Source organism: uncultured Stenotrophomonas sp. (assembly GCF_963519925.1).
Taxonomy (GTDB): Bacteria; Pseudomonadota; Gammaproteobacteria; order Xanthomonadales; family Xanthomonadaceae; genus Stenotrophomonas; species Stenotrophomonas maltophilia_AE.
In genome coordinates this window covers 13633-33436 of the sequence record NZ_CAUQPH010000034.1, presented here as the reverse complement: position 1 = coordinate 33436, position 19804 = coordinate 13633, and the positions used below count along the sequence as shown (strand labels likewise).

21 protein-coding genes are annotated in these 19804 nt (G+C 68.1%); 13 read left to right on the top strand and 8 right to left on the bottom strand.

Features of this window, described 5'->3' with window-relative positions; genetic code table 11:
• Positions 1 to 516 (top strand): chemotaxis protein CheB (locus tag RWO33_RS08780; RefSeq protein WP_314104342.1); only part of this gene is annotated, 516 nt, incomplete at its 5' end.
• A 34-nt stretch (positions 517 to 550) separates the two neighbouring features.
• Positions 551 to 1021 carry a chemotaxis protein CheW gene (locus RWO33_RS08775; protein ID WP_145479461.1) on the top strand — a complete coding sequence of 157 codons (471 nt, stop codon included), beginning with the start codon at positions 551 to 553 and terminating at the stop codon, positions 1019 to 1021.
• A gap of 135 nt (positions 1022 to 1156) precedes the next feature.
• On the opposite strand, the gene RWO33_RS08770 is transcribed toward RWO33_RS08775, so the two are convergent.
• Both RWO33_RS08770 and bioA read right to left on the bottom strand, forming a co-directional pair.
• Positions 1157 to 1891, bottom strand: coding sequence for a 16S rRNA (uracil(1498)-N(3))-methyltransferase (locus RWO33_RS08770; protein WP_314104339.1), 735 nt, complete (start codon positions 1889 to 1891; stop codon positions 1157 to 1159).
• The gene (bioA, locus tag RWO33_RS08765) at positions 1882 to 3273 is read right to left on the bottom strand and encodes an adenosylmethionine--8-amino-7-oxononanoate transaminase (protein ID WP_314104336.1); all 1392 of its coding nucleotides are present in this window, start codon (positions 3271 to 3273) and stop codon (positions 1882 to 1884) included. Before bioA ends, RWO33_RS08770 begins: the two co-directional genes overlap by 10 nt.
• Before the next feature lie 62 nt (positions 3274 to 3335).
• Here bioA and nudE point away from each other — a divergent pair, with 62 nt between their 5' ends.
• The 8 genes from nudE to gcvH all read left to right on the top strand — a co-directional run bounded on the left by nudE (position 3336) and on the right by gcvH (position 9070).
• Positions 3336 to 3890: an ADP compounds hydrolase NudE gene (nudE, locus tag RWO33_RS08760; RefSeq protein WP_314104334.1), complete on the top strand. Its 555-nt coding sequence runs from the start codon at positions 3336 to 3338 to the stop codon at positions 3888 to 3890.
• Positions 3887 to 4690, top strand: a complete 804-nt coding sequence (cysQ, locus tag RWO33_RS08755) for a 3'(2'),5'-bisphosphate nucleotidase CysQ (protein ID WP_314104333.1) — start codon at positions 3887 to 3889, stop codon at positions 4688 to 4690. Before nudE ends, cysQ begins: the two co-directional genes overlap by 4 nt.
• A gap of 11 nt (positions 4691 to 4701) precedes the next feature.
• Positions 4702 to 5514 (top strand): nucleoside triphosphate pyrophosphohydrolase, encoded by an 813-nt coding sequence (gene mazG / locus RWO33_RS08750; protein ID WP_314104331.1) that lies wholly within the window; start codon positions 4702 to 4704, stop codon positions 5512 to 5514.
• A complete protein-coding gene (locus RWO33_RS08745; RefSeq protein WP_314104328.1) occupies positions 5511 to 5834 on the top strand; it encodes a YnfA family protein in 324 nt (107 codons plus the stop codon). Before mazG ends, RWO33_RS08745 begins: the two co-directional genes overlap by 4 nt.
• Positions 5835 to 5892: 58 nt before the next feature.
• The gene (locus RWO33_RS08740; protein ID WP_314104325.1) at positions 5893 to 6855 is read left to right on the top strand and encodes an SPFH domain-containing protein; all 963 of its coding nucleotides are present in this window, start codon (positions 5893 to 5895) and stop codon (positions 6853 to 6855) included.
• 1 nt (position 6856) lies between these two features.
• Positions 6857 to 7288, top strand: a complete 432-nt coding sequence (locus RWO33_RS08735; RefSeq protein WP_145479469.1) for an NfeD family protein — start codon at positions 6857 to 6859, stop codon at positions 7286 to 7288.
• 173 nt (positions 7289 to 7461) lie between these two features.
• Positions 7462 to 8574 carry a glycine cleavage system aminomethyltransferase GcvT gene (gene gcvT / locus RWO33_RS08730; protein ID WP_314104321.1) on the top strand — a complete coding sequence of 371 codons (1113 nt, stop codon included), beginning with the start codon at positions 7462 to 7464 and terminating at the stop codon, positions 8572 to 8574.
• 100 nt (positions 8575 to 8674) lie between these two features.
• A complete protein-coding gene (gene gcvH / locus RWO33_RS08725; protein ID WP_145479471.1) occupies positions 8675 to 9070 on the top strand; it encodes a glycine cleavage system protein GcvH in 396 nt (131 codons plus the stop codon).
• On the opposite strand, the gene RWO33_RS08720 is transcribed toward gcvH, so the two are convergent.
• The gene (locus RWO33_RS08720; protein WP_314104318.1) at positions 9037 to 9483 is read right to left on the bottom strand and encodes a hypothetical protein; all 447 of its coding nucleotides are present in this window, start codon (positions 9481 to 9483) and stop codon (positions 9037 to 9039) included. The genes gcvH and RWO33_RS08720 overlap by 34 nt on opposite strands.
• Before the next feature lie 337 nt (positions 9484 to 9820).
• On the opposite strand from RWO33_RS08720, the gene RWO33_RS08715 reads away from it, so the two are divergent.
• Positions 9821 to 10360 carry a histone gene (locus RWO33_RS08715; RefSeq protein WP_145479472.1) on the top strand — a complete coding sequence of 180 codons (540 nt, stop codon included), beginning with the start codon at positions 9821 to 9823 and terminating at the stop codon, positions 10358 to 10360.
• A 233-nt stretch (positions 10361 to 10593) separates the two neighbouring features.
• Here RWO33_RS08715 and RWO33_RS08710 read toward each other — a convergent pair whose 3' ends face one another.
• On the bottom strand, positions 10594 to 11970 hold the full coding sequence (locus tag RWO33_RS08710; RefSeq protein WP_314104314.1) for a serine hydrolase domain-containing protein: 1377 nt from the start codon (positions 11968 to 11970) through the stop codon (positions 10594 to 10596).
• Between the two features lie 141 nt (positions 11971 to 12111).
• Positions 12112 to 13692 (bottom strand): choline dehydrogenase, encoded by a 1581-nt coding sequence (locus RWO33_RS08705; RefSeq protein ID WP_314104311.1) that lies wholly within the window; start codon positions 13690 to 13692, stop codon positions 12112 to 12114.
• Between the two features lie 119 nt (positions 13693 to 13811).
• Here RWO33_RS08705 and RWO33_RS08700 point away from each other — a divergent pair, with 119 nt between their 5' ends.
• Together RWO33_RS08700 and RWO33_RS08695 are read left to right on the top strand one after the other, a co-directional pair.
• Entirely contained in the window at positions 13812 to 15143 is a 1332-nt protein-coding gene (locus RWO33_RS08700) for an MFS transporter (protein ID WP_314104308.1), read from the top strand.
• A gap of 29 nt (positions 15144 to 15172) precedes the next feature.
• On the top strand, positions 15173 to 15529 hold the full coding sequence (locus RWO33_RS08695) for a DUF1304 domain-containing protein (RefSeq protein WP_314104306.1): 357 nt from the start codon (positions 15173 to 15175) through the stop codon (positions 15527 to 15529).
• Between the two features lie 262 nt (positions 15530 to 15791).
• On the opposite strand, the gene RWO33_RS08690 is transcribed toward RWO33_RS08695, so the two are convergent.
• The 3 genes from RWO33_RS08690 to RWO33_RS08680 all read right to left on the bottom strand — a co-directional run bounded on the left by RWO33_RS08690 (position 15792) and on the right by RWO33_RS08680 (position 19723).
• The gene (locus tag RWO33_RS08690; protein ID WP_314104303.1) at positions 15792 to 16265 is read right to left on the bottom strand and encodes a hotdog fold domain-containing protein; all 474 of its coding nucleotides are present in this window, start codon (positions 16263 to 16265) and stop codon (positions 15792 to 15794) included.
• A gap of 84 nt (positions 16266 to 16349) precedes the next feature.
• Positions 16350 to 18830: an acyl-CoA dehydrogenase gene (locus tag RWO33_RS08685; RefSeq protein WP_314104300.1), complete on the bottom strand. Its 2481-nt coding sequence runs from the start codon at positions 18828 to 18830 to the stop codon at positions 16350 to 16352.
• Positions 18827 to 19723, bottom strand: coding sequence for an alpha/beta hydrolase (locus RWO33_RS08680; protein ID WP_314104298.1), 897 nt, complete (start codon positions 19721 to 19723; stop codon positions 18827 to 18829). The genes RWO33_RS08685 and RWO33_RS08680 overlap by 4 nt, the downstream gene beginning before the upstream one ends.
• Between the last annotated feature and the right edge of the window lie 81 nt (positions 19724 to 19804).

The following is a 19804-nucleotide window of genomic DNA, read 5'->3' as shown; positions in this document are numbered from 1 at the left end:
GTGCTGGTGCTGGCCGGCATCGGCGGCCCCGATGCGCTGCGCCGCCTGCTCGCCGCGCTGCCGGCCGGCCTCGCCGTGCCGGTGCTGGTCTACATGCGCCTGGACGGGGGCCGTTACGGCAACCTGGTCAAGCAGATGGCGCGCGTGTCGGCGCTGCCGGTGCTGCTGGCCGAATCCGACCAGCCGGTCCAGGCCGGCAATGCCTACATCCTGCCCGACGATGTCGGCGTGGCCGTGCGCAACCGCGGCGTGTACTTCGTCGCCGATGCCGGTGGCGTCCAGGTGTCGGCACTGCCGGCGGTGCACAGCGCCGTGGTGATGCTCAGCGGCAGCGACGTGGCCGTGCTCGACGACGTGCTGGGCCTGGCCGTGGCCGGTGCCTGGGTGGCCGGACAGACCGGTGAGGGCTGCTACGACCCGGTTGCCGCCAACGCGGTGGTCGCGGCCGGCATGGCTGCCGGCGACCCGCCGCAGCTCGCCGCTGCCATCGCCGAACGCTGGGGCGTGAGCGAGTAACTCGCCGCGCCATGTCCCTTTCAGGAAGCACACCATGAGCTACGCCAGCAACGACGAAATCCGCGGAGTACTGATCCAGGCCGGCACCGAGCGCGTGCTGCTGCCGAACGCCACCGTGGCCGAAATGATGTCCAACGTACCGGTGGCCTCGATTCCCGATGCGCCCGCCTGGCTGCTGGGGCAGATCGAGTGGCACGGCTGGGAGGTCCCGCTGATGTCGTTCGCGCGCCTGTCCGGCCAGGGCGAAGAACCGGTGGTGAGCAAGAACAAGGTGGTCGTGCTGAAGGCGCTGGGCGGCAATGCCAGGCGCCCGTACTTCGCCCTGCTGACCCAGACCTTCCCGCAGTTGATCTCGGTCCCGCGCGACGGCCTGCTGGCCGACGCCTCGGAGGAAACCCTGCCGCAGGGCGTGCACATGCGCGTGCTGCTGGGCGAGCAGAGCGCGCTGTTGCCGGACCTGGACGCGCTGGAAGCGGCGTTGGACGAAGCGCACCCGGTGAATTGAGCGGGTATCGACCAACGGTCGATACCTACCGGTGATGCGACCTTGTATCGACCAACGGTCGATACCTACCGGTGATGGGATCAGATCCAACCACGGCCCGGTCGGTAGGCCACGACCGTTGGTCGTGGCTTGCTTTCAGCCCAGGTCGCCCAATCGCGCCTGCAATGCCGCGATCGCGGCCAACCCGGCGGTTTCCGTGCGCAGGATGCGCGGCCCCAGCTGCAACCCCTGGAACCCGGCTGCCGCCAACGCCTGCCGGTCGCGCGGCGACCAGCCGCCCTCGGGCCCGATCGCGATGACCACGCCGCCCGGCGCCGACTCCAGCGTCGACAGGCGGTGTTCTCCCTGCGGATCCAGGGTCAGCTTCAGCGCTGCCCCGGGCATCGCCCGGGCCGCCTCCTGCACACCCTGCGGGGGCGCCACGCTGGGCACCCGCGCACGGCCGGACTGCCCGCAGGCCGACACCACCACGCTGCGCCAATGCGCCAGCCGCTTCTCCGCGCGCGCCGCGTCCAGCTTGACCTCGGTGCGTTCGGCATTGACCGGCACGATCGCCTGCACACCCAGTTCGGTGGCCTTCTGCAGGATCAGGTCCATCTTCTCGCCGCGTGCGATGCCCTGCAGCAGGGTGATCGGCAGGGGCGATTCGTTGTCCACCGGCTGCGCCGCCACCACCTGCACGCGCGCCTCGCGCTTGCCCGACTCGACCAGCGTGGCGCTGTAGTCGTGGCCGTCGCCATTGAACAGCACGCAGCCATCGCCCTCGCGCAGGCGCATCACCCGCACCAGGTGGTTGGCCACTTCTTCGGGTAATGACACGGCCTGGCCCACGGCCAGCGGAAGATCGACATGGGAACGGGTCAGGCGCATGCAACAGCTTCCTCGATGGCAGCCAGGGTGGTCTGGGCCAGCAGGTCCAGGTGTTCGTCCTCCACGCAATAGGGAGGCATCCAGTACAGCACGTTGCCCAGCGGGCGCAGCACCACGCCCCGGCGCAGCGCCGCGTTGTAGGCGTTCAGCCCGACCCGCGCGGCGGCAGGGAAGGGCGTGCGCTTGTCGCCATTTCGGGTCAGTTCGAACGCCACCACCATGCCGGCCTGGCGCACGTCGGCCACGTGCGGGTGGTCGGTGAACGGCGCCGCGAGGGCGCGCATGACCTCGGCCGTGCTTCGGTTGCGCGCGATCACGTCTTCGCTCGCGAAGATGTCCAGCGTGGCCAGCGCGGCCGCGCATGCCAGCGGATTGCCGGTGTAGCTGTGCGAATGCAGGAAGGCGCGTTCGCGGCTGTCGTCCAGGAAGGCGTCGTACAGCGCCTGGGTGGCCAGCACCGCCGCCAGCGGCAGGAAACCGCCGGTCAGGCCCTTGGACAGGCACAGCAGGTCGGGCATCACCCCGGCCTGTTCACAGGCGAACAGGGTGCCGGTGCGGCCAAACCCGGTGGCGATCTCGTCGGCGATCATGAACGCGCCGTTGGCATCGCACAGTTCGCGCGCGCGCTTCAGGTACACCGGGTCGTGCATGCGCATGCCGCCGGCGCACTGCAGGCGCGGTTCCAGGATCACCGCGCAGATCTCGCCCGGGTGCCGGTCGAACAGGTCGGCCAGCCGGTCGGCCGCTTCATGCGCACGCTGCGCCGCGCTCTGCCCGGGTTCGGCCAGGTACGCGTCCGGCGACGGCGCGAACAGCGCTTCGCTCAACAGCGGCGCGTACACGCGGCGATACAGCGGGATGTCGCCCACCGACAACGCGCCCAGGGTTTCGCCGTGGTAGCCGTTTTCCAGCGCCACGAAGCGGGTGCGCTGCGGTTCGCCGCGGTTGTGGAAATAATGGAAGGCCATCTTCAGCGCCACCTCGACCCCGGCTGACCCGTTGTCGGCGAAGAACACCTTCGACAGCGGCGCACGCCCGGCCTGGCGCGGCGCGATCGCCAGCAGGCGCTCGGCCAGCTGCACCGCCGGCTCGTGGCTGAAACCGGCCAGCATCACCTGTTCCAGCTGGGTCGCCTGGCGCGCGATGGCCGCGCCGATGCGTGGTTCGGCGTGGCCGAACAGATTGGTCCACCAGCTGCTGACCGCGTCGAGGTAGCGGTGGCCGTCATGATCGATCAGCCACGGGCCTTCACCTCGTGCAATCGGCACCAGCGGCAAGGTGTCGGGATGTTCACGCATCTGCGTGCACGGGTGCCACAGCACGGCCAGGTCGCGTTGCCGCCACTGGTCGGCCAGCGTGAGGGGGGCTGGGTCTGCTAGCATTTCGGGCTCATGGACACGTTTTCACCTGCCTGCATTCTATCGATCTCCAAGAGCCAGTTCGCATGACCCGTCCGTTGCCCACCATCCACCAGATCACGGACGAGGAAAGCGGCCCGTTCCAGCGCCAGCACCTGGACCTGGAGTTCTCCAACGGCGAACGCCGCCGCTTCGAACGCCTGGTCAGCCGTGGCCACGGTGCGGTGGTGGTGGTGCCGATGCTCGACGATGAGACCGTGCTGCTGGTGCGTGAATACGCGGCCGGCGTGCACCGTTACGAGCTGGGGCTGGTCAAGGGCTGCATCGATGCCGGCGAAACCCCGGAGCAGGCGGCCGACCGCGAACTGAAGGAAGAAGCCGGCTACGGTGCGCGCCGGGTCGACGTGCTGCGCGCGATGACCCTGGCCCCGACCTACATGAGCCACCTGTCCTGGCTGGTGGTGGCGCGCGACCTGTACCTGTACCCCGAACGGCTGGTCGGCGATGAGCCCGAAGAGCTGGAAGTCGTGCCGTGGAAACTGGCCGACCTGGACCAGCTGATGCTGCGCGAGGACTTCTCCGAAGGGCGCTCGCTGGCTGCGCTGTTCATCGCCCGGCAGTGGCTGGAACGCGGGGAATGATCAAACTCACCACCGCGTTGCGCGAAACGGTGATCGCCATCGCCCAGGATGCCGCCGCGTCGATCATGGACGTGTACGCCCGGCCGTTCGATGTCGAGATCAAGTCCGACAGCAGCCCGGTGACCGCCGCCGACCTCGCCGCCAACCAGGTGATCCTGCGTGGACTGGGCCAGCTCACCCCGGACCTGCCGATCCTGTCCGAGGAATCGGCGCAGGTGCCGTGGGAGGTGCGTCGGCATTGGGGCGCCTATTGGCTGGTCGACCCGCTCGACGGCACCCGCGAGTTCGTCAAACGCAACGACGAGTTCAGCGTCAACATCGCGCTGATCTACCAGGGCGCGCCCGCCTTCGGCGTGGTCCTGGCCCCGGTCAGCGGCGTCGCGTGGCACGCCATGCGCGGCGAACTGGCCTATCGTCGCGACGGCATGCACGACTCGGTGCTGCGCACCCGTACCCCGGCGCTGCCGCCGCTGCAGGTGGCCGCCAGCCGCTCGCACCGCAGCCCGCAGACCCAGGCGCTGCTCGAGCGCATGGGCGAGATCGAGGTGGTGGCGCAGGGCTCGTCGCTGAAGTTCTGTCGGCTCGCCGAGGGCACGCTGGACGTCTACCCGCGGTTGGGCCCGACCGCTGAATGGGACACCGCCGCCGGCCAGTGCGTGCTGCATGCCGCCGGCGGTGCGGTGCTGTCCGCCGCCACCGGCAAGCCGTTCCGCTACAACCGCCGCGAAACCCTGTTGAATGGCGATTTCATCGCCCTGGGCGACACCCGCCTGCCGTGGCGCAGCTGGCTTCCCGACTGACCGGAGTACCGATGTCCGCACCTGCCGAACTCGACCGCCTGCTGGGCATCATGGCGCGCCTGCGCGATCCCCGGGACGGCTGCCCGTGGGACCTGCAGCAGGATTTCGCCAGCATCGCCCCGTACACCATCGAAGAAGCCTACGAAGTGGCCGACGCGATCGACCGTGGCGATCTCGACGATCTCTGCGATGAACTCGGCGACCTGCTGCTGCAGGTGGTGTTCCATGCGCAGATGGCCAGCGAGCAGGGCGCCTTCGGCTTTGCCGAGGTGGCCCGCGCGATCAGTGACAAGCTGCAGCGCCGGCATCCGCACGTGTTTGCGCAGGTCCAGGTCAAAGGGGCTGAAGACGTCAACAGCAACTGGGAAGCGATCAAGCGCCAGGAGCGCGCCGCCAAGGGCGATGCCGACCCCTCGGCGCTGGCCGGGATCTCGCGCGGGCTGCCGGAATGGCAGCGTGCGATGAAGCTGCAGGCGCGCGCGGCGCGGGTCGGCTTCGACTGGCCGGGCCCCGCACCGGTGCTGGACAAGGCGCGCGAGGAGCTGGACGAAGTGGCCGCCGAGTTCGCGCGCGGACCGGTGCAGGACAACCAGGCGCGGCTGCAGGAAGAACTGGGCGACCTGCTGTTCGTCTGCGCGAACCTGGCGCGGCATGCCGGCGTCGACGTGGGCGCGGCGCTGCGCCAGGCCAACCACAAGTTCGAGCGCCGTTTCCGTGCGATGGAAGCGCAGGCCGCGGCTGCCGGCCAGGCCATGGCCGAGCTCGACCTGGCGGCGCAGGAACACCTCTGGGAGCAGGCCAAGGCTGCCGAAGGCACGCCGTGAAAACCCTGCTGCTGTTCGTGCTGACCGCCGTGGCCGAGATCGTCGGCTGTTACCTGCCGTGGCTGTGGCTGCGCCGCGATGGCAGCGCGTGGCTGCTGTTGCCGGCGGCCGCCAGCCTGGCCCTGTTCGCCTGGCTGCTGACCCTGCACCCGGCCGCCAGCGGGCGCGTGTATGCGGCGTACGGCGGTGTCTATATCGGCACCGCGCTGGCCTGGCTGTGGGTGGTGGACGGCATCCGCCGGGGCCGCTGGGACCTGCTCGGGGTCGGGCTGTGCCTGGCCGGCATGGCGGTGATCATGTTCGCGCCGCGCGCGGCCTGAGGCGGCACCCGGCGCATTCGGCGGTATATTCGGGGTTACCCAGGGAAAGGAGTAGCCGATGTTTCCGACCGTGCTGTTTTCATTGATCCTGGCCTTCGTGGCCGTGGTGATCCTGTTCAAGGCCGTGCGCATGGTGCCGCAGGGCTACGAATGGACGGTGGAGCGCTTCGGCCGCTACACCCACACCATGTCCCCCGGCCTGCACTTCCTGATCCCCATCGTGTACGGCGTCGGCCGCAAGGTGAACATGATGGAGCAGGTGCTCGACGTTCCCAGCCAGGAAGTGATCACCAAGGACAACGCCGCGGTGCGCGTGGACGGGGTGGTGTTCTTCCAGGTCCTCGATGCCTCCAAGGCCGCCTACGAGGTCGCCAACCTGGAAGTGGCGATGATCGCCCTGGTACAGACCAACATACGTACCGTGATCGGTTCGATGGACCTGGACGAATCGCTCAGCCAGCGCGAGGTGATCAACGCGCAGCTGCTCAGCGTGGTCGACCATGCCACCAACCCGTGGGGAGTGAAGGTCAACCGCATCGAGATCCGCGACATCCAGCCACCGCGCGACCTGCTTGATGCGATGGCGCGGCAGATGAAGGCCGAACGCGAAAAGCGCGCGCAGATCCTCGAAGCCGAAGGTTCCCGCCAGTCCGAGATCCTGCGCGCCGAAGGTGAAAAGCAGGCGGCGGTGCTGGAAGCGGAAGGCCGCAAGGAAGCCGCGTTCCGCGATGCGGAAGCGCGCGAGCGCCTGGCCGAGGCCGAAGCCAAGGCCACGGAAATGGTGTCCGGGGCGATCGCCAAGGGGGACGTGCACGCCATCAACTACTTCATCGCGCAGAAGTACGTGGAAGCGTTCAAGGAACTGGCCACCTCGCCGAACCAGAAGCTGGTGCTGATGCCGATGGAGGCCAGCGGCGTGATCGGGTCCATTGCTGGCGTGGCCGAACTGGCCAAGGAAGCGTTCGCCCGCCAGGAAGAGAAGAAGACCACGCGCGCGGTGCCGCCGCGCATCGGAGGCTGAGATGCGCTGGGAAGTGGTCGGCTGGGGCGCGCTGGCGCTGGTGCTGTTCGCCGCCGAGGCGCTCGCACCGGGCGCGTTCATGCTGTGGATCGGCATTGGTGCCGCCGCCGTGTTCGTGCTGGTCGCGGTGTTCGCCGACATCCCGCTGCTGTGGCAGGTGGTCGCCTTCGTACTGCTCAGCGTGGTGTCGATCCAGTGCTACCGGCAGTGGTGGCGCAAGCGCGCGCGTGCGAGCGACGCGCCGCTGTTGAACCGCCGCGCCGAGCAGCTGGTCGGGCGGGTAGTAGTGCTCGACCAGCCGATCATCGTCGGCAAGGGCCGGGCCAAGGTCGACGATGCGTTCTGGGTGGTCGCCGGGCCCGACCTGCCGGCGGGGACGCCGGTGCGCGTGGTGGCGGTGGATGGCATGACGCTGAAAGTCCAAGAGGCCTGACGGTGCAGCCACGCAGGGCGTGGCGCTACGGTGGCGATCCGGGCGCTGGCGTAGAGCCACGCCCTGCGTGGCTGCGCAATGCCGGACAACGAGGGATGGCGCACCGCCGCAGGCGTTGGCGGAGCGGTTCTGGGATAATGACGACCTGCATTTTCATCCCCCGGACCGTGGTCATGACCCAGAAGACGCTACTCAACGATACCCACCGCGCGCTCGGCGCCAAAATGGTCGATTTCGGCGGTTGGGACATGCCCATCCATTATGGGTCGCAGTTGGACGAGCACCATCTGGTGCGTGCCGACGCCGGCATGTTCGACGTCAGCCACATGACCGTGGTCGACCTGCGTGGCGCGGACGTGCGCGCATTCCTGCGCCGCCTGCTGGCCAACTCGGTGGACAAGCTGAAGGTGCCGGGCAAGGCGCTGTACTCCTGCATGCTCAACGCGCAGGGCGGGGTGATCGACGACCTGATCGTCTACTACCTGGCCGACGACTTCTTCCGCATGGTGGTCAACGCCTCCACCCGTGAGAAGGACCTGGCCTGGATCCGCGAGCAGGCCGCCGCCTTCGACGTGCAGGTGACCGAGCGCGAAGACCTGGCGATCATCGCGGTGCAGGGCCCGACCGCGCGCGACAAGGTGATCGGCCTGGTCGCCGAAGGTGACCGTGCCGCGCTGCAGAAGCTGGGTCGTTTCGCCGCGGTGGAAGCCACCGCTGCCAGCGGCGCGCCGCTGTTCGTAGCCCGTACCGGTTACACCGGCGAAGACGGCTTCGAGATCCTGGTCGCACAGGACCAGGTGGTCGCGCTCTGGAACGCGCTGGCGTCGGCCGGCGTGCGGCCGGCCGGACTGGGTGCGCGCGACACGCTGCGCCTGGAAGCGGGCATGAACCTGTATGGCCAGGACATGGACGAGGCGATCAGCCCGTTCGAGGCGGCGCTGGCCTGGACCGTGACACTGGACGAAGGCCGCGACTTCATCGGTCGCGACGTCCTTGAAGCACAGAAGGCCGCCGGCGATGCCCGCCAGATGATCGGCCTGGTGATGGACGAGAAGGGCGTGCTGCGCCACGGCCAGGTGGTGCTTACCGCCAGCGGCAGCGGCGAGATCCTGTCCGGTACGTTCTCGCCGACCCTGGGCAAGGGCATCGCGTTCGCGCGCGTGCCGGCCGGTGAGCTGGGCCAGGTGCACGTGGACATCCGCGGCAGGCAGGTGCCGGTGCGCGTGGTGAAATTCCCGTTCGTGCGCGAAGGCCAGGCCCAGCCTGGCGTGCTGGGCGACGGCTGAGCCCGCATGTTATGCCCGGCGCCTGCTGTCGACAGGCAGGCGCCGGTGGTTACACTACCCCCGTTTCCCTGACCCCCCTGAAATTTTTCGGAGCAGTGCCATGAGCGAGATCCCCGGCGACCTCAAATTCCTCAAGTCCCACGAGTGGGCGCGCGTCGAAGGCAACGGCCGCGTCACCGTCGGCATTTCCGACCACGCCCAGGGCCTGCTGGGCGACCTGGTCTATGTCGAGCTGCCGGAAGTCGGCGCCGATGCGAAGGCCAACGAAGCGATCGCGGTGGTCGAGTCGGTCAAGGCTGCCTCGGACGTGTACAGCCCGGTCTCCGGCACCGTGGTCGAGGTCAACAGCGGCCTGGCCGACAAGCCGGAAACCATCAACGAAGATGCCTACGGCGACGGCTGGCTGTTCGTGGTCGAACTGTCCAACAAGGACGAGTTGAACGACCTGCTGGAACCGGACGACTACGCCGGAACGCTGGACGACGAGGACAACTGATCCTCGCCAGCTGGAACAGAAACGGCCGCCCGGTGCGGCCGTTTTTTTTTGCCCGGCGCCGCTCGGGACGGTGGTCGATGCACGTAACCGGCAAGATCCACGCGCCGCGAGGGCGGCAAAAGTTTGCGCAGTTGCGCGAATCCGGACGCAAAAAGCGTTGCCGGATGTGAAAAGTTTTCGCCCCTGTTGTGCTGCCGTGCGGGAAGCGTCGGCGCGCCCGACGCCGCGCACGCCGCGTCGATGCGTTGGCGCACGCGCTTCGTATGCGGCGCAGGCGAAAGTGCTTCTTTTAAGTGCTTTTCCTTCGACGCGTCGGCGAACGCGTCGCTGCGCCTGCGTGTCCGGAGCGGTTCGACGGGGTGCCGCAGGGTGCTGGACGAGGCGGCAGGCGAGGTGCATTGGACGCCCGCCATGTGAAAATTTTTCGCGGGGGTTGTTGACAGTCAAAAAAAGCGTGATTAGGTTTCGCCCAGCAGACCTTGCCTGCGAAACGAGCCAACCGAATCGACATCCAGTCGCGAAGCACAACCAGGTCATCCACCGCACGTCCGAGGACGGTGGAGTCGGGTTCGCTTCCTCCGGTGAAACGCAAGCTCACCCCACATTCGATATCTGCCTGGCATCCACTGGCCGGTATCCCCGTATCCGTCACGACGCGCATGACGCGACGGCGGTCCCCGCAGGCAACAACCGCGGGTTTGCTTTACCTGGGCGTTTCAACTCCATAGATCACTGACGAGGAGCCATCCCATGGCAACCAAGAAAGCTGCGAAGAAAAAGCCGGCCGCGAAAAAGGCCGTAAAGAAGGTCGCCAAGAAGGCGGCTGCCAAGAAGGCCGTGAAGAAGGTAGCCAAGAAGGCGGCTGCCAAGAAGACGGTGAAGAAGGCAGCCAAGAAGGCGACTGCCCGCAAGGCAGTGAAGAAGACGGCAAAGAAGGCGGTCCGCAAGGTCGCCAAGAAGGCCGCCGCCAAGAAGACCGCGAAGAAGGCAGTGAAGAAGACGGCGAAGAAGGCAGTCCGCAAGACCGCCAAGAAGGCCGCCGCCAAGAAGACCGCCAAGAAAGCCGTCCGCAAGGTAGCCAAGAAGGCCGCTGCCAAGAAGACCGCCAAGAAGGCCGTCCGCAAGGTAGCCAAGAAGGCCACCGCCAAGAAGGCAACCGCGCGCAAGCCGGCCGCCAAGAAGGCGTCGGCCAAGAAGGCAGTGAAGAAGGTCGCCAAGCGCAAGCCGGCGGTCCGCAAGAAGAAGGCTGCAGCGGTCGCGCTGCCGGCAACCCCGGCACCGCTGATCTGATCGATTCCCGATAGCCGTACCTGAAACCCCTTCCCGGCGCCCAGCGGGAGGGGGTTTTTTTTGCTGCGCAAAAAAAATCCCCTCCCGCGAGGGATCAACGAACGTTGATCCCGACGGTAGCGCCGACTGTCAGTCGGCCCAGGCGGTATCGGGAGCCGGCCAGCGGCCGGCACTACAAAAAAAGGGCGACCCGTAGGCCGCCCTGTACCGGATGCGATACACCTCGCTGACGCTTACCGCGGCGAAGCCACCGCCCGATCAGACGACACGCCCTTCCGCTTGCCCGGGCTGCTGTCCTCGGTCATCAGGTTGTCGCTGCCGAAGTCGGTATCCACGTCCAGCCAGCGCTGCGCGGGCAGGCCCATCGCCGCGTCGAGCACGGTGGGCAGCAGGCCGCTGGGCAGGCTGCTTTCGCCGTTCCACATGATCGCGATGCCGAGGTCGCGCTCCGGCACCAGCGCCACCAGGCCACGGTAGCCCTGCACGGCGCCGGCGTGGAAGACCACTTCATGCCCGGCGTAATCGAAGTTGCGCCAGCCCAGCGCGTAGCCGGCCGAGTGCAGGCGCTCGCGTCGCCAGCCCGAACGCATCTCGCCCGGCGTGTTGACCAAGGTGGAATGCAGGGTGGCCAGCAACGGCGCAGGCAGCACGTCGGGGCGGTGCCCGGTGTGCGCCAGCAGCCACTGCGCCATGTCCGCGGCGCTGGCGTTGACGCCGGCCGCAGGCGCAAGGCGGTAGTAGGTGGGCTTCGGGCTCAGCGACACCCAGCCGTTGCGGCTGCGCACGTGCGGGCGTGCCCAGCGCGAGCTGGCCTGGATGCCGGCCAGGCCCATGCTGGCGTCGTCCATGCCCAGCGGTTTGAACAGGCGACGTTCCACCGACTGCTCATAGAAGCTGCCAGAGGCCGCGTAGACCACGTCGCCGATCAGGCTGAAGGCTACGTTCTGGTACGCGTAGCAGTCGCCCGGCAGGCACTTGAGCGAGGTCGAGGCCAGCTTGTGGGTGAGCGTGTAGTACTCGGCGTTGGCTTCCACGTCGCGGTCGTAGGCGTTGTACGGCAGGCCAACGCGGTGGCTGAGCACGTCGGCTACGGTCAGCCGCTCGGTCGCCTCGGGGCTGTTGAGCTGGAAGCCGGGCACGTAGTCGGTGACCTTGCTGTCCCAGCGCAGGGTGCCGTCGTTGACCAGCAGCCCGGCCATGGTGCCGGCGAACGCCTTCGACAGCGAGGCCAGGCGGAACACGGTGTGGGCGTCGACCATCTGCGGGTTGTTGACGTCGGTGACGCCATAGCCGCGCGCGCTGAGCACGCGGCCGCCCTGCACGATCGCCACGGCCATGCCGGGCACGCGTTCGCCGTAGGTGAGCTGCTGCGCCATCGCTTCGATGTTGGCCACGTTGAACCCGGCGGCCGGCGGCAGCACCTTGGGGTTGGTCGAGGTGGCGCGGTAGGCCGCAGGCTGGGTGTGCGCGATGGCAGGCGCGGCGCTGTTCTCGATGTTGACCGGGAACGCGGGAGTCTGGGCGGTGGACGACATGGCGATGGGCATCAGCATGCCCAACAACCCGGTTGCCGCCGAACGGATCGGTCGGCGCCTGCTGTTCTGATTCATCGTGTGGGGACCTGTGCGCGCTGCGTGGGCCGATTCTAGCGCCGCTTTTCGTGATTGCACAAACGAAGCGAAGATGAATGCGTATCGCATTGAAAAGGCCCGGTTTTTGCAGGGAGGGGAGCGGACCATGTGAGGGCCTGTTCAGGTAGCGCGCAGCCACGCTGCGGCGCGCTCGGCGATCATCAGGGTCGGGGCGTTGGTATTGCCGCTGACCAGGGTCGGCATGACCGAGGCATCGACGACGCGCAGGCCGCGCGCGCCGTGCACGCGCAGCTGCGGGTCGACCACGGCATCGGCGTGCTGGCCGATCGCGCAGGTGCCGACCGGGTGGTAGATGGTCTCGGCCTTGGCGCGGATGAAGGCCTCCAGCGCGGCGTCGTCCAGGTCGGCGCGGGTGGGGAAGATCGGCGCGCCGCGCCAGCGGTCGAATGCGGGCTGGCCGAGGATGTGCCGGGACATGTGCACGCAGTGCTTCATCATCGCCATGTCGTGGCCCTCGGCGTCGCCAAGGTAGTTGGGCTCGATCCGCGGCGGCGAACGGGGGTCGGCATCGCGCAGCTGGATGCGCCCCCGGCTGCGCGGGTGCAGCGCACAGGCGTGCAGGGTGTAACCGTCGCCGGGCAGGCGGTGGCGGCCGTGGTCGTCGAGCATGGCGGGCACGAAGTGGAACTGCACGTCGGCACCGGCGTCGCGGGCCAGCGGCGAGCGGGCGAAGCCGCCGGCTTCGGCGATGTTGCTGGTACCGGCGCCGCGGCGACTGCGCAGGAAGTAGTCGAACGCTATCCGGGCCTGGTTGCTGCGGTCGTAGCTGATCCCGGGATGGGTGTGCACCAGGGTGCAGATGTCCAGGTGGTCCTGCAGGTTGCCGCCGACGCCGGGCAGGTCGAGGCGGGTGCTGATGCCGTGTGCGCGCAGCTGCCGCTGCGGGCCGATCCCGGACAGCAGCAACAGGTGCGGGGAATGCACCGCGCCGGCGCTCAGGATGACCTCGCGCGCGGCGTGGGCATGCTGATGCGCGCCGCGATGATGGTAGTACACGCCGGTGGCCGTTTCGCCGCGGAAGCTCAGCATGCGCGCGCGTGCGCCGGTCAGCACGGTGAGGTTGCGGCGCGCGCGCGCGGGCCGCAGATAGGCGGTGGCGCTGGAGCAGCGCGCGCCGTCGCGCTGGGTGACCTGGTACAGGCCGGCGCCGCGCTGGTCGGCGCCGTTGAAGTCATTGTTGCGCGGGTGGCCGGCTTCGACCGCGGCGTCGACGAAGGTGTCGGAAAGCGGATTGTGGTGGCGCAGGTCGGACACCGACAGCGGGCCGGCATCGCCGTGGAAGGCGCTGGCGCCGCGGCTGTTGGCTTCGCCGTGCAGGAACCAGGGCAGCACCTGCGACCAGTCCCAGCCGGTGGCACCCGCGGCGGCCCAGCGGTCGTAGTCGGCGGGCACGCCGCGGATGTAGCACATGGCGTTGATGGCGCTGGAGCCACCGAGCACCTTGCCGCGCGGCCACCACAGGCGGCGCCCGTCCAGGGCGGGTTGCGGTTCGGTGTACAGGTTCCAGTTGATGCGGCGGTTGTTGACCAGCCGGGCCAGGCCGGCCGGCATGTGGATGAAGGGGTTGCGGTCGCGCGGGCCGGCTTCGAGCAGCAGCACGCGGCAGTGCGGGTCGTCGCTGAGCCGGTTGGCCAGCACGCAGCCAGCCGATCCGGCGCCGACGATGATGTAGTCGTACATGTCCGTTCCCCAACGGTGATCGGTCCAGCATAAGGCAGTCGTTGCCGCGCCGGGCCGCACTGGCGATGTTGCGGTGCATCGTTTACCGTGCGCGCTTCCTCGCCCGGATTGCCCACGCCATGACCACCGCATCCCCGACCGCGCCGACCGGCCTGCGCGCGGCGCTGCGCCAGTCGCCGCCGCTGCTGTGGGCCTGCGTGTACTTCTTCTGCCTGCTCAGCGGCTACTACGTGCTGCGCCCGGTACGCGAGGCGATGGCGGCGTCGGCCGACCTGCAGGCGGTGTTCCCGCCGGCCCTGATCGGCTGGTTCGCGGGGCGCGGGATCGCGCTGCAGGACTTCGTGCTGCAGGTGCTGTTCACCGGTGTGTTCGTGATCATGGTGGTGCTGCAGCCGCTGTACGGGGCGCTGGTGAGCCGCTATCCGCGGCGGGTGTTCCTGCCGCTGGTATACGGCTTCTTCATCGCGACGCTGCTGGGCTTCTACGTGCTGTTCGACAGCGGGGTACCGGGCCGGGGCATGCTGTTCTTCTTCTGGGCGGCGGTGTTCAACCTGTTCGCGGTGGCGGTGTTCTGGAGCTTCATGGCGGACGTGTTCTCCAACGTGCAGGCGCGGGCGTTCTACGGCTATATCGGCGCGGCGGGGACGATCGGGGCGTTCCTCGGGCCGACGCTCACCTCGACGCTGGTGCAGCGGGTAGGGATCGCCAACCTGATGCTGGTGTCGGCGGGGTTCCTGTGCATCTGCCTGTTCTGCATCTGGCGGCTGCGGCTGTGGGCGGTGGCGCGCGAGCGGGAGCAGCAGCTGGTGTCGGGTGAAACGCCGATGGGCGGGGGCGTGCTGGACGGGCTGAAACTGATCGCGCGCGAGCCGCTGCTGCGCTGGCTGGCGCTGATGGTGGTGTTCGGGGTGGGGATCGGGACGCTGCTGTACAACGAGCAGGCGTCGATCGTGCGGCGCCTGTACACGGACCCGGCGGCAAGTACGGCGTTCTATTCGCGGATCGACCTGGCGATCAATGCGCTGACGCTGGTGCTGCAGTTGGGGGTAACGCGCTGGCTGCTGTCGCGCTTCGGGATCGCGCCAGCGCTGCTGATTCCGGGCTTTGCGATCATCGCCGGCTTTTCGGCGCTGGCGGCGTCGCCGCTGCCGGTGATGGTGGCGATCGTGCAGGTGCTGACGCGCGCCAGCGAGTTCTCGCTGGCCAAGCCGGCCCGCGAGACGATCTTCACCCGGGTGGACCGGCAATGGCGCTACAAGGCGGGTGCGGCGATCGACACGGTGGTGTACCGGGCCGGTGACCTGACCTTCGCGTGGGTGCACAAGGGACTGTCGCTGTTCGGTTCGCGGGCGGTGTTCGCGGGCGGCCTGGTGGTGGCGGGGATCATGACGATGGCGGCGTTCGGGCTGCTGCGCGAAGAAAAGAAGCTGCCGGCCGAGCGGCCGGAGTAAGCTGTTTCCAACTTGTTCGAGGTGTGCGCATGTACTGGACCGCGGTAATCCTGACCCTGGTGGTCGCGCTGTTGCACGTGTACTTCCTGGTGCTGGAAATGTTCCTGTGGACGCGCCCGCTGGGCCTGAAGACGTTCCGCAACACGCCGGAGAAGGCGGAGCTCACCCGCGTGCTGGCGGCCAACCAGGGCCTCTACAACGGCTTCCTGGCGGCGGGCCTGTTCTGGGGCCTGTTCGACCACCTGCCGATGCTGGTGAACTTCATGCTGGGCTGCGTGATCGTGGCGGGCGTGTACGGTGCCTACAGCGTCAACAAGCGGATCTTCATCATCCAGGCCCTCCCGGCCATCCTCGCGGTCATCGCCTGGCAGTTCGTGCCGGCATAACCGCCGTCGCACGCAATCCCGTAGAGCCGGGCTCTGCCCGGCTGCCTTGACGGCAACGGCGTTCTCCGCTCGATTTTCATGCGTTACCGGGCGGGTTGGCATCGTGGGCGGTCGTTTGGGAACCGACCCTACCGCAGGAGAGCACCGCCTCGGGACACGCCGCGCGTGCCTGGTTTTTCCATCCGCACACGACCCACCATCGGGGCTGCCCGACGGCCGCCCCAGCAGGTATCAACCGAAACGCCGCTCTTCGCGCACAAAGTCAGCCGCGCTTGACCGGCGACACCCACATATCAATCCGCGCTTCGAACACCACCGTTCCGGCGCTATCACGCACCTGCACGTTCACCGGCAGCGCATAGCCCGCTTCGGCACTGACAATCGCCTGCGCAGGCGTGGCGACCGCATGCTGCGTGCCGGTCGCCTTGGCCAGGTACTTCACCTCCATGCCCTTGGGGATCCAGCGCATGCCCTTGGGCAGCGAGGCATCGACCATCAGGCCGGCGGTGAGCTCGGCCAGGTTGCACAGCGCGATGGCGTGGACGGTGCCGATGTGGTTGGTGACCCGGCGCCGGTGCGCGATGCGGCCTTCGCAGCGGCCCGGTTCGAGCACGGTGATGCGCGGCGCGATGCTGGCGAAGTAGGGCGCCTTGAAGCAGACCGCGCGCGAGAACAGCCATTGGCCGGCCGGCCAGCGCTGCATGCGGCGGTAGAGGGTCAAGAGGGGCGCGGACATCAGGAAGTCTCCTGGAAAAACGGCAAGGGGCAATGAAAAACGGCGGACCGAAGTCCGCCGTTTTGAGGTCCATCGAGGCTGGCGTTATGCCGCTTCCTGCGACTGCGCGTCCTTGCGTTCGCGGTCGTAGTAGCTGGCCGAACGCAGTTCATGCGGCTCGAAATCGTCCACCGTGATCGTATCCATGGTCAGCGTGCGCAGCTCTTCCAGCAGCGTGCGCTCGTCCTGGGTGATCACGCCCTCGGCCACGGCCTCGTCCAGCTGGGCGTTGAAGTCCAGCGCTTCGATGCCCTTGGTCTTGAGCGCCTTGAGGAACTTGCGCTCCACCGGCTCGGCCATGATCGCCTTGGACAGGTAGCTGTTGATGCGGCCACCCGGGTTGTTCTCGCACGGGGTCAGGAACACCCCGCTGGCCAGGCGGTCGCGGGCCTCGTTCGGCGCCATCAGCAGCGCCGCCACGCGGTGGCCCAGGCGGTCGCCCGGGGCCTCGGCACGACGGCCGAACGGGAAGATCAGCAGCCACATCAGCCAGCCGATCGGACGGATCGGGAAGTTGCGCAGCGCCGCCGACAGCGACTCCTCGATCTTGTGCACGCTGTCATGGAACGCCCAGGCCAGCAGCGGCTGGTCGGCCACCGGTGCACCTTCGTCGTGGTAACGCTTGAGCATCGCGCTGGTCATGTACACATGGCTCAGCACGTCGCCCAGGCGGCCGGACAGCGATTCCTTGAACTTCAGCTTGCCGCCCAGCGTCATCATCGAGATGTCCGCCATCAGCGCCAGGTTGGCCGAATACCGGTCCAGCTTGCGGAAGTAGCGGCGGGTGTAGGCATCGCCCGGGGCCGCGCCGAAGCGCGCACCGGTCAGGCCCAGCCAGAACGAACGCACCGCGTTGGAAATGCCGAAGCGGATGTGCCCGAACAGGCTGCGGTCGAAGGACTGCAGGCCGGCCTTGGTGTCCGGATCCTGCGCCGCCTTCATTTCCTGCAGCACCCACGGGTGGCAGAGGATCGCACCCTGGCCGAAGATCAGCAGGCTGCGGGTCATGATGTTCGCGCCTTCCACCGTGATCGCGATCGGCGCGGCCTGCCAGCTGCGGCCGGCGAAGTTGCGCGGCCCCAGGATGATGCCCTTGCCGCCGATCACGTCCATCACGTCCGAGATCACTTCACGGCTCATGGTGGTGCAGTGGTACTTGGCGATGGCCGACGGCACCGACGGCACGTCGCCGCGATCCACCGCAGCCGCAGTGGCCTGGCACAGCGCGCTGATCGCATAGGCCTTGCCGCCGATGCGGGCCAGCGCCTCTTCCACGCCCTCGAAGCGGCCGACCGACAGGCCGAACTGCTTGCGGATGCGCGCATAGGCACCGGTGACCACCGCCCCGGCCTTGGCACCGCCGCTGGCGGTGGAGGGCAGGGTGATCGAGCGGCCCACGGCCAGGCACTCGTTGAGCATGTTCCAGCCCTTGCCGGCCTTCTCGGCACCGCCGATCAGCTGGGTGAGCGGAATGAACACGTCCTTGCCGCGGATCGGACCGTTCTGGAAGGTCGAGTTCAGCGGGAAGTGACGGCGGCCGATTTCAACGCCGGCGGTGTCGCGCGGCAGCAGGCCCAGAGTGATGCCGATGTCGCGGGTCGGGCCGATCAGCCCGTCCGGGTCGTACATGCGGAAGGCCATGCCGATCAGCGTCGCGACCGGGGCCAGGGTGATGTAGCGCTTGTCGAAGGTCAGCCTGACGCCGAGCACCTGCTCGCCGTTCCACTCGCCCCTGCAGACGATGCCGTAATCCGGAATCGAGGTCGCGTCCGAACCAGCGAACGGACCGGTCAGGCCGAAGCACGGCACTTCGCGGCCGTCGGCCAGGCGCGGCAGGTACTGGTCCTTCTGTTCCTGGGTGCCGTAATGCACCAGCAGTTCGCCCGGGCCCAGCGAATTGGGCACGCCGACGGTGGAGCTGACCACGCTCGACACCGACGCCAGCTTCTGGATCACCTTGTGGTGGGCCAGCGCGCTGAAGCCCAGGCCGCCGTATTCCTTCGGGATGATCATGCCGAAGAACCTGTTCTTCTTGATGAAGGCCCACAGCTCCGGCGGCAGGTCGGCATGGACGTGGGTGATCTCCCAGTCGTTGACCATCGCGCACAGTTCTTCCACCGGGCCGTCCAGGAAGGCCTGTTCTTCAGCGGTGAGCTGCGGCTTGGGATAGTTGAGCAGCTTGTTCCAGTCCGGGTCACCGGTGAACAGCTCGCCTTCGAAACCGACCGAGCCGGTTTCCAGGGCGATGCGCTCGGTCTGCGACAGCGGCGGCAGCACCTTGCGGAACACCTTCATCATCGGCGCGGTCAGCAGCGGCTTGCGGATGAACGGCAGCAGCAGCGGTACGGCGATGACGGCGACGATCGCCGCTGCCACGATCGTGGCGGTCTGGTTGACCCAGGGAATGAACCAGCAGGCCGCCAGCAGCGCCAGGCTGGCCAGCGTCCAGGTGATCAGTCGCATCCGATGGTAGGCGACGATGGCGCCTGCCAGCAGGATGGCGAGGAAGGGAACGACATAGCTCATGAGCGTGCTCCGGTGACGTGCTCGGTTGTGGCGGACAGTGCCACGGCGGAGGCCGAGGGCAACACGTCCAGATAGTCCAACACAGTAGCGGTAAAGGCGTTGTTGTCGTCGCCGGCGACCATGTGGGTGGCCTCCGGAAGCTGCACGTGGCGTGCGTGCGGCACCAACGCCAGGAATTCGGCCACCGTCTGCGGGGTGACCAGGGTGCTGCGTCCGCCGCTGACCAGCAGCACCGGGCATTTGACCTGGCGCGCTGCTTCGGCGAGCGCGTCCTGGTGCTGTTCGCTATCGCGTGCCAGTTCCGCGACCAGGCGCGGATCCCAATGCCAGCGCCAGCGGCCGTGGCCGTCCTCGCGCAGCAGCGCACGCAGCGCGTCCTCTGACTTGCGTGGACGGTGCGGCATGTAAGCCGAGATCACATCGGCGGCCTGTTCCAGCGTCGCGAACCCTTCCGGGTGCGCGGTCATGAACTGCAGGATCTTTTCGACCCCGGCCGTGTCCCAGCGCGGGGTGATGTCCACCAGCACCATCGCCGAAAACAGGCCCGGCCAGCGCGCTTCGGCCAGCAGGCCGAACAGCCCGCCCATCGAGGCGGCGACCAGCACCGGCGGCTGCGGCTGTTCGCCGGCCAGCACGATCAGGTCATCGGCGAACTGCTCGCCGTGGTAGGGCAGGGTGGCCGGGTTCCAGTCCGAATCGCCATGGCCGCGCGCGTCGTAGGCCAGGGTCTGGTAGCCCGCGGCCTGCAGTGCGTGCGCCGTGCTCGTCCAGGCGTGCCGGGTCTGGCCGAAGCCGTGGGCGAACAGCACGGTGCCGCGGCGGCCGGGGTCGCTGCGGGTGGCAGCCAGCACGGTGTCGTGGGCGGCGGTCAGGTGGAGGGTAGGCGTTACCATACCGGCTAGTATGGACCTGCCTCTGGGCGTGTCAATACCGGTAGGTATGGTGGGCTGATCAATTCCACACAAACCGACCCC